Here is a 9,462-nt window from a genome sequence, read left to right on the forward strand (position 1 = left end):
AATGAGAACATTCATCAATAATAGAGCAGCACAACTATTGTTATTACTATTCATTGCTTTCACAGCCTGTAATAAAGAAGATGTGGATATCCGCAAGGCTATGCATTTGGTGGTTAATGGCTACAACGGATCAGGAAACGCCCTTCTGATAACTATAGATACCACTGTATACGCCGGTGATAAAGTGCTTAAGCCAACAGAAAAATTTGAATTCAATGTTGCTTATCCTTACCTGGAAAAACGGCAACAGAAAACGGTAGTAATAACTGATACGGTTACCAAACAGGTTATTTTCAGCAAGCCTTTACCACCAGGCGGTACCAAAGCAGCCATCAATTTCCTGTATATCAATGGCAAAGTGATGGAAGTACAGCCACCGGCAACAGATACCTCTACCAATAAACTGGGCTTCTATATTCATTATACAGACAGCGAAACACCTGTAGACATATTCCTTTACAGGATGGATAACAGCAGTGGTATGGAGCACAGAACTTATTTAGCGAGAAATGTTAAACCTGGCGCATGGATATACGTGGATTACCTCGCCGGAACAGATTTCAATAACAAGACCAATGTAGATGATGCTGCGAGCCTTTGTTTTACGAAGGCCGGTACTACGGACCAGTGGGCGTTTGAAGACAGTCAGCTTAAAAGCACAGTAGCTGTTTCCGGTATGCAGTTGCCGCTTGCAGGAGAAAAGGGCTTGGTACAACAGTATTTAATCACCCCGGGAGGATATATGCTGGATTACGCGAGAATGTATTTTCATCCCGACAGGGTGAGGTGAGAATAACGTTCCTTTAGTGTTACAGAAAAATTAAAGGCCGCTGGAATCAGTGGCCTTTAATTTTTTTACTTAGAGGAACTAAACATAATATTAAGGCTAATAACCCCGGGTGTATAGTAACACAATCCAGCGAAATTTACTCTGAGCGCAGGCTCTTTACCGGATTCATAAAGGCAGCTTTTATAGACTGGCCACTGACTGTAAGCAAAGTAATGAAGACTGCGCTAATACCGGTGACAGCAAAGATCCACCAGGGAATATTGCTGCGGTACTCATAATTCTGCAGCCAGCGCTGCATGAAAAACCAGGCCAGGGGCGCTGCAATGATAAAGGCTATCACTATCAGCAGTACAAATTCTTTCGATAATAACTGCCAGATATTGAAAGTGGAAGCGCCTAATACTTTGCGTACACCGATCTCCTTTGTACGTTGCTCCGCCATGAACAATGCCATACCAAATAATCCCAGGCAACTGATAAGAACGGCCAGAACGGCAAAAACACCGGCCAGTTTACCTATACGGGCTTCTTCATCAAACTTGTGCGCATAATCATCATCTGCAAACTGGTAGGTAAAAGGTTGAGCAGGGCTGTAGCGTTTAAATACAGCTGTTATATTGTTCAATGCCTTTTGGGTGCTGGCAGCGGGGTTTATTTTCATGATCGCGTAATTGTAGTGGTCTTTACGCACACAATAAAGAGACGGCCTTACGGAGGCATAGGGCGATTCCATGAGCATGTCCCTGATCACGCCAATTACTTTATAGGGTTCTCCATTCCATTTGATGATCTCTCCCACCGGGTCTTTCAGCCCCATCAGCTTTACAGCGCTTTCATTGATCACAAAAGCCATGGAGTCGCTGGCAAATTCCCTGGAAAAATCCCGTCCTGCCACAAACTCCCAGCCCACCGTTCTGCCATATTCGTGAGAAACGCCGGTATTGGGAATATCTATCGACATATCAGGGTCTTTGCCCTTCCAGGAAATGTCTCCATTTGTGGACCACACGCCGGTAACAGGTCCGCTGGAAGTGGCCATTTCAGTGATCACTCCTGCATTCTTCAGTTCCTGGCGGATAACATCTACATGGTTCGGAATGTCCATGGTCATCAGCTGCGTCATTAGCAGTCCATTGTTGTTATAGCCCAGAGGACGGTCCTTGGCGAACTGGATCTGCCGGAATACTACAAGCGTACCGATGATCAGGAGCACGGAAACGCTAAATTGCATTACTACCAGCGCCTTCCGGGGAATAGCTGCGAAACGGCCTACTTTGAAAGTGCCTTTCAATACTTTGACAGGTCTGAATGCCGATAGGTAGAGGGCAGGATAACTGCCGGCAAGGAGCCCCGTGATCAGGCTGAAGCCCAGTCCTGCCAGCCAGAATAAAGGCTGTGCCCAGGGTATACTGATCTTCTTCCCGGCAAGCTCATTAAAGGCAGGAAGCATGAGCTGCACGAGGACTATACACAATATAAATGCGATCGCTGTTATTAAAAGAGATTCACAGAAGAACTGGCAAATAAGCTGTATACGGAAAGAACCAATGGCTTTACGGATACCTACTTCTTTTGCACGTTTTTCAGAACGGGCGGTACTGAGATTCATAAAGTTGATACAGGCCAGCAGCAATACAAATACGCCAATGATCCCAAAGAGCCAGACAAATTGAATACGGCCTCCGGTGCTGAACCCGTTGCGGAAGTCGGCATGTAAATGCCATCTGTTCATGGGAAACAGGAACAGGCTGGGGGCGAACTTTCTGCTGATCTCATCAACATGCATCATTTTAATATTCCTGATCTTCAAAGACGCCTCCTCCATGTTTACATGATCTGCCAATTGTACCAGTACTTCAAACGAATTATTACCCCAGGCCTCCTGATCCCGGATCCATGGCGTATTGGCCACCATAAGGTCCCAGGGGGCGATAAAGGCCATATTTGCGAAGGAAGAATTGTATGGCAGATCTTCGTATATACCGGCCACTTTTACCATCATCTGGTTATCGATCTTCATGATCTTATCCATTGGGTCGGCATCACCGAAGAAGGTCTTTGCCAGGGATGCAGACAGGAGAATAGCGTTGATGTCTTTAAGCCCGTTCCGGGTACCTCTGAGCATTTTCAGGCCGAGCATTTCGGGAAGATCCGCTTCAGCAAAGTTGCCGGCTTTGATCAGCTTATCTTCTCCTGCAGAGAGGATATGGCTACCCGTCCAGGACGTCATCAGCACATGCTTGAAATTGCTGCCATAGCTTTCACGGATCGCTTTTCCCGTAGGCGCAGGCATATTAAACCAGGTGATGGTCTCCCCGTTAATATTCAGGTTCTGGATCACCCGGGCAATGCGGTCATGATCTTTAAAGTTCCGGTCATAGGTAAGCTCATCCCAGATCCAGAGGCCGATCAACAGCGCTATGGCCATACCAACAGAGAGTCCTGTGATATTGATAACAGAATGCGCCTTGTTCTTTAAAAGATTACGGAAAGCGGTCTTAAAGTAATTTCTGAACATACCGGGACATTTGGCAGTACTGCAAACTAAGAAAATGCCGGATATTATATAGCTGTTAATCAGTTATTTAGAAAAGTCGTATTGTCCGTTTTCGTACACCGGACGCCCGTTTTAGAACATCCGGTTGGAGGAACCTATCTCATCCTGAAAATGCTCTTTTTTGAGTTTATAGAAACAAAAAAGCCACTGAAAAATCAGTGGCCTTTAAAATCCTTGAAGTGGAAGTGGCGGGAATCGAACCCGCGTCCAAACATATTCGCCGAAAGCTTTCTACATGCTTATTTACGCATTGTTTTGTCGGGATCTGGCAGGGGCGCAACAAACCAACCGTCTCCTTATCCGTTGTAGCTTCAGTATTCACTCACAGAAACCATGAATACCTATCCCTATGGGTTTATGATTCAGCGGCGGGAGTCGCATAAGGCGACAACTCCAGGCGGCTATAATGGGTACCTAATTTAATTAGGCAGCCATGGCGTAGTTAGATTCGCCAATTAAAGTTTGAATATTCAGATTATCGTGCTAATTATCCAACGCACGGCATGCTTACACTCTCAAAGATCTATGCTGTCAAAACCAGGCACCCCCAGTTAAAATAGCTCACAAAGATACTAAAAAAAACCGGCATTTGAAAACTAAATCAAATGCCGGCAAATATTTTAAAACAATCCGCTCAGCAGGTTTCGCCATACATCCAGCCCATTGGCAAAAATCAACAGGCCAAACAGGATCAGCATACCCGCAATCTGTGCATATTCCAGGAACTTCTCGCTCGGCTTGCGGCCTGTAACGATCTCGTACAGCAGGAACAGTACATGCCCTCCATCCAGCGCCGGGATAGGAAGGATATTCATAAACGCCAGGATGATGGATAAAAACGCGGTCATCTCCCAGAACATCTGCCAATCCCATGCATCAGGGAACAGTTTGGCAATGGTCATAAAACCACCCAGCGACTCGCTCACCTTTACCTCTTTGGAAACAAAGATCAGGCGGAGCTGTTGCACATATTTAACGAGTTTGTCGATGCTTTTGTGGAAACCGGCGGGGAAAGATTCAAGTAATGTATACTTCTTTACCTTATACTCAAAAGGATCCCTGGGGTATACGCCGAAAGTCCCTTTCTCATTCAGTTTGGCAGCCAGGTTCAGGGTATCATTGCCACGCACTACGGTCACTATCACATTTTCACTTTTATGCTTCCTGATCTCTGTTGCAAATTCATGGTAGTAGGGAACCGACTGGCCGTTAATGGCAATCAGCCGGTCGCCGCTCTTCACTCCAACTGCGGCGGCAGCTGATCCCGGGAGGGTGCTGTCGGCAATATAAGGGAGCCGGGGCATGGCAAAAGGTGCTTTCTGTTTCAGCAGCTGCCGGGTAAAACCTGCCGGGATAGGAAGGTTAATGGCTTTGCCATCGCGCTCCACCTGGATGCTTTTGGCTTCAGAAAGGATCACATCTCCGGGGATGGCTTCAAACGCTTCCACATGGTGATTGTCAATAGTCAGGATCTTATCACCATCCTTCATTCCGATACTGCGGGCCAGGGAATCAGTTACCACGCCGTATTTGGCGGCGGCTGTAGGCAGGTAGGTTTCTCCCCAGTGCCATAAGATCATGGCGTATATGAAAAATGCAAGGATAATATTTACGGTAACACCGCCTATCATGATGATAAGGCGCTGCCAGGCCGGTTTGGCGCGGAACTCCCACGGTTGCGGAGGTTTGGCCAGCTGCTCCTTGTCCATACTTTCATCTATCATCCCGGATATCTTTACATATCCGCCTAATGGCAGCCACCCGATACCGTATTCAGTTTCGCCCTTCTTTATTTTGAAGAGGGAGAACCACGGATCAAAGAACAAATAAAATTTTTCCACCCTGGTTTTAAACAACTTGGCCGGGATAAAATGGCCTAACTCATGCAACACTACCAAAATGGAAAGTGACAGTAACAACTGTCCGGCTTTCACCAATATTACCTCTGTAGTCATTTAATTGTTTCTGCTTTAATCTGCCTAATATATCAGTTTTAATACATATTCCGGCAAAACTCTTTGTTAATTTTTTAATGGCAATTTATATAACGATAGAATTGATAAGGGATGCAGCGTGTTCACGTGCGGCATTATCGCATTCATAATAATCATGCAGGGTGGGAGTTTCGATAAATGGTATTTTGCCCAGCGTTTCTTCAATTACTTCCGTCATCTGCAGGAAGCCGATCCTGTTTTTCAGGAAAGCATTTACCACTTCTTCATTGGCCGCATTCATTACGCACGCAGCGTTCCCGCCTTTGTGCATCGCTTCTGTGGCAATGGCCAGGTTCCGGAAAGTTTTGGTATCCGGCTGCTCAAAAGTAAGCGACGGATAGTTACGGAAAGAGAAACGGGGAAAATCATTGGCCAGCCGGTCGGGATATCCCAACGCATACTGGATGGGCAGTTTCATATCCGGCAGTCCCATCTGCGCCTTGAGGGAACCATCTACAAACTGCACCATAGAGTGAATGATGGATTGTGCATGTATCACCACCTCGATATTTTCCGGCGCCAGGCCAAACAGCCAGCGCGCTTCAATCATTTCCAGCCCTTTATTCATCAGGGTGGCGGAGTCAATCGTGATTTTAGCGCCCATGCTCCAGTTGGGATGCTGCAGGGCATGGTCCTTTTTTACGTTGATCAGGAAGTTCGGCTTTTTTCCCAGGAAAGGTCCGCCGGAAGCGGTAAGGATTACTTTCTCCACCTTGCTGAAAGGCTCTCCCAGCAGGCATTGGAAAATAGCGGAATGTTCAGAGTCTACCGGTATAATGGGCACATTTTTCCTGCGGGCAGTAGCCATTACGATATCCCCGGCCACTACCAGGGTTTCCTTGTTGGCCAGCGCCACCGGGGTACCCTGTTCAATAGCAGATAAAGTAGGCGCCAGGCCGGCAAACCCCATGATGGCGGCCAGTACCATATCGATGGAGCTCCAGGAGGCTACCTCCACCATGGATTTCGCACCGGCAAATACTTTAATGCCTTTATCAAATAATATGTCTTTTACCTGTTTGTACTTTTCTTCATTGCCAATCACTACCGCGTTGGGCTTGAATTTCAGCGCCTGCTCAATCAGCAGGTCAGCATTCTGCTGTGCGGTCAGTACCTCTACACTAAACCTGTCGGGATGCGCAGCGATCACCTCCAGTGCCTGTATGCCAATGGATCCGGTTGATCCGAAGATGGCAATCTTTCGTTTATTCATTACGGTGATTTACTTTTTTACAGTTAACAAAAAATGAAGAATCAGCTGCCGGTTAAATAGCCTGGCAGCCGCTTCGCCTGAATTACCGGTTACTTTTGTAAATAGGCGGCCAGCTCATCTGCCAGCTTCCTGTCGTTACTCAAACGAGGCACTTTGTTCTGACCTCCCAGTTTTCCAATAGCTTTCATATAGTCGATAAAGCCCTGTTTACGTACAGTCCTTATCTTCAGGGGTTGCAAAATATTTCCGGTCAGCAGATCATCATAATAAATATTCTTCCGACGCATGTTTTCATCTACCTTCCTCGAAAATGCCTCCAGGTTCTCCGGCATATTCTCAAACTCTACAAACCACTCGTGGTAAGGCAGTTCCCCGTTTGTTTGCACCATCGGAGCAACAGTGAATTCAGTGATCTGCACATTTTCTTCCGCGGCAGCCTTCATCAGGCTATGTTCCACTTCCTCCCCGATCACATGTTCCCCGAACGCGGAAATAAAATGTTTGATCCGGCCGGTTACCAGCAAACGGTATGGATTGGTGGAAACAAATTTCACCGTGTCGCCGAGGTTATATCCCCATAAACCGGCGTTATTGTTGATCACCATCGCGTAATTTACACCGGTTTGTACGTCTTTGAGCGACAAACGCGTAGGATTTTCACTGAAGATCTCCTGCGCCGGTATAAATTCATAAAAGATGCCCGAATTGGTGTTGAGCAGCAGTCCTTCCTTATCCTGCGAATCCTGGAAGGCAAAAAAGCCTTCGGAAGCAGGGAATGTTTCCACAGTATGGATCGGCGCCCCTATAGAGGCCATGAGCTTGGAACGGTAAGGCTCAAAATTCACCCCGCCGTATACCATCACATCAAAATTCTTGAATATCTCCCTGATCCGCTTGCCGTTACTGCGCTCTATCAGGCGGTCGAAATACATCTGTACCCATGGCGGAATGCCGCTGATCAGCGTCATATCCTGGTTGATGGTTTCTTCCACAATTTTGTCCAGCTTCGTTTCCCAGTCGTCAATACAGTTGGTTTCGTAAGATGGCAGCTGGTTGGTACGCAGGTACCTGGGAATATGATGATTCACAATACCGCTCAGCCTTCCCGTAGGAATGCCCCCCACCCTTTCCAGCTCCGGCGATCCCGATAAAAAGATCATTTTACCATCTGCAAACGCCGTATTACCGGTTTCTCCCATATAATTCAGCAACGCATTACGGGCTGTATCTATATGATTGTTCACAGAATCTTTGGAGATGGGAATATATTTAACGCCACTGGTGGTTCCGGAGGTTTTAGCCAGGTAAATCGGCTGCCCCTTCCACAGCACATTCTGCTTGCCTTCCTTGATCCTTTCAATGTATGGTTTAAACTGCTCGTAATCCCGCAAAGGCACGGCCTGCTTAAAATCGTCGTGGGTTTGTACCCCGCTGAACTTATGCTCTGTTCCGAATTCCGTCTTTCTGCCTGTCTTCAGGAGCTCCTGCAGGATAGCCTCCTGATCTTCTACCGCCCTTAACATTTCCTTCTTTATCCTATTATATACGATAGAAGCAAATGGTTTGGCCAGCAGTGATTTAAACTTCATGCCTGTTGTTTTATAATTGAGAGACTACAGTTGGGCATATTTATTTATTGAAGATTTAATTGATTATGAGGAATTTCCGGGAGAAATGACCCTCTTTTAATTAAATAGATAAATAAGTAAATGTGCTCATCCTATCTGTTTTATTCGCGTAAACGACAAAAGTATACAAAATTGCGTTGGTTTGCACAGCAAGATAGCTGTTTTTAAGAGATCCGGAAATAGCATAAAAAGTGGATGTGACGGCCTGTGGCCGGAAACCATTATTTGTTAAAATAATTTAAAATTCAGGAAAGTATGTATCTTTGAAAAGATTAAGCTTTAAGCGGTCCGTCCTATGTGTTTATACATTGTGATTTAAAAAAGACCGAAAAACTTTGTCTATTAGAAAACAAAAGGTTACTTTTGCGGAAATTATATTTTGGATAATTATGTTTGCAGTTGTAAAAATCGCAGGTCAGCAATTTAAAGTACAAAAAGACCAGGAAATTTTTGTACAGCAGTTACAAGGAAATATTGGAGACAAAGTGGAGTTTTCCGATGTACTGTTAACAGATAATGCTGGTACGCTGTCCGTAGGCACTGATGTAAAATCAGTAGTAAAAGCAGAGATTCTGGCTCATGTTCAGGGTGATAAGGTCATCGCTTTCAAAATGAAGAGAAGAAAAGGCTTCAGAAAGAAAGTTGGTCACCGTACCCACTTTACAAGAATCAAAATCAATGAAATAGCTTAATTATCCTGATTAAGCTGAATTTTTTTATCAGACAATTTATAAAGTAATTATACAATGGCACATAAAAAAGGTGAAGGTAGCGTAAAGAACGGCCGTGACTCCCACAGCAAAAGGCTGGGAGTAAAAATCTTCGGTGGTCAGCCAGCTGTTTCCGGTAACATCATTGTTCGCCAGAGAGGTACGGTTTATCATCCCGGTCAAAATGTAGGCGTTGGTAAAGATTTTACCATTTTCGCAGTAGCAGACGGTGTTGTGGAATTCAGAAAAGGTCGCGAAAACAAGACTTACGTTTCTGTTAAAGCATTTGATACCACTGCACAGGCGGAAGCCTAAACAGTGTTAGCCATAAAGTTTTTTTTAATACCCAATTTTTTTACTAACCCAAATTCAAAAAACAATGGCAACAATTAAAAAAGCAGCTGCTAAGAAAGCTGCACCAAAAAAGAAAGCTGCTGCTCCTAAGAAAGCTGCTGCAAAAAAAGCTGCTCCTAAAAAAGCTGCTGCTAAGAAAGCTGCTCCTAAAAAGAAAGCTGCTGCTAAGAAAGCCGCTCCTAAAAAAGCTGCTGCTAAGAAAGCTGCTCCTAAAAA

General features: G+C 45.3%; 8 protein-coding genes and 1 other RNA gene. 4 read left to right on the forward strand and 5 right to left on the reverse strand.

Annotated features, from left to right (window positions below; genetic code table 11):
- Nucleotide 1: 1 nt before the first annotated feature.
- The gene (locus tag VIM72_RS17880) at nt 2-790 is read left to right on the forward strand and encodes a hypothetical protein (RefSeq protein WP_332004194.1); all 789 of its coding nucleotides are present in this window, start codon (nt 2-4) and stop codon (nt 788-790) included.
- Between the two features lie 136 nt (nt 791-926).
- On the opposite strand, the gene VIM72_RS17885 is transcribed toward VIM72_RS17880, so the two are convergent.
- From VIM72_RS17885 to VIM72_RS17905, 5 genes are all read right to left on the reverse strand, one after another.
- Nucleotides 927-3,308 carry an ABC transporter permease gene (locus tag VIM72_RS17885; RefSeq protein ID WP_332004195.1) on the reverse strand — a complete coding sequence of 794 codons (2,382 nt, stop codon included), beginning with the start codon at nt 3,306-3,308 and terminating at the stop codon, nt 927-929.
- Nucleotides 3,309-3,524: 216 nt separating this feature from the next.
- Nucleotides 3,525-3,896, reverse strand: a transfer-messenger RNA (tmRNA) gene (gene ssrA, locus VIM72_RS17890).
- Nucleotides 3,897-3,967: 71 nt separating this feature from the next.
- Nucleotides 3,968-5,302: an RIP metalloprotease RseP gene (gene rseP / locus VIM72_RS17895; protein WP_332004196.1), complete on the reverse strand. Its 1,335-nt coding sequence runs from the start codon at nt 5,300-5,302 to the stop codon at nt 3,968-3,970.
- A gap of 85 nt (nt 5,303-5,387) precedes the next feature.
- Entirely contained in the window at nt 5,388-6,554 is a 1,167-nt protein-coding gene (locus VIM72_RS17900; protein ID WP_332004197.1) for a 1-deoxy-D-xylulose-5-phosphate reductoisomerase, read from the reverse strand.
- An 89-nt stretch (nt 6,555-6,643) separates the two neighbouring features.
- Nucleotides 6,644-8,143, reverse strand: a complete 1,500-nt coding sequence (locus VIM72_RS17905) for a GH3 auxin-responsive promoter family protein (protein ID WP_332004198.1) — start codon at nt 8,141-8,143, stop codon at nt 6,644-6,646.
- Nucleotides 8,144-8,517: 374 nt separating this feature from the next.
- Between VIM72_RS17905 and rplU the strand changes: the two genes are divergently transcribed.
- From rplU to VIM72_RS17920, 3 genes are all read left to right on the forward strand, one after another.
- On the forward strand, nt 8,518-8,874 hold the full coding sequence (rplU, locus tag VIM72_RS17910) for a 50S ribosomal protein L21 (protein WP_246121200.1): 357 nt from the start codon (nt 8,518-8,520) through the stop codon (nt 8,872-8,874).
- Nucleotides 8,875-8,928: 54 nt separating this feature from the next.
- The gene (rpmA, locus tag VIM72_RS17915; protein WP_291929314.1) at nt 8,929-9,207 is read left to right on the forward strand and encodes a 50S ribosomal protein L27; all 279 of its coding nucleotides are present in this window, start codon (nt 8,929-8,931) and stop codon (nt 9,205-9,207) included.
- Nucleotides 9,208-9,271: 64 nt separating this feature from the next.
- Nucleotides 9,272-9,462, forward strand: a 191-nt coding sequence (locus VIM72_RS17920; RefSeq protein WP_332004199.1) for a hypothetical protein, incomplete at its 3' end; no start/stop codon positions are given.

Origin of the sequence: Chitinophaga sp. (genome assembly GCF_036569185.1) — a bacterium.
GTDB lineage: Bacteria > Bacteroidota > Bacteroidia > Chitinophagales > Chitinophagaceae > Chitinophaga.

Excerpts from the sequence above, each read along its gene's own strand:
- VIM72_RS17880 (WP_332004194.1), top strand. The coding sequence starts at position 2 with ATGAGAACATTCATCAATAATAGAGCAGCACAACTATTGTTATTACTA.
- VIM72_RS17885 (WP_332004195.1), bottom strand. The coding sequence starts at position 3,308 with ATGTTCAGAAATTACTTTAAGACCGCTTTCCGTAATCTTTTAAAGAAC.
- rseP (WP_332004196.1), bottom strand. The coding sequence starts at position 5,302 with ATGACTACAGAGGTAATATTGGTGAAAGCCGGACAGTTGTTACTGTCA.
- VIM72_RS17900 (WP_332004197.1), bottom strand. The coding sequence starts at position 6,554 with ATGAATAAACGAAAGATTGCCATCTTCGGATCAACCGGATCCATTGGC.
- VIM72_RS17905 (WP_332004198.1), bottom strand. The coding sequence starts at position 8,143 with ATGAAGTTTAAATCACTGCTGGCCAAACCATTTGCTTCTATCGTATAT.
- rpmA (WP_291929314.1), top strand. The coding sequence starts at position 8,929 with ATGGCACATAAAAAAGGTGAAGGTAGCGTAAAGAACGGCCGTGACTCC.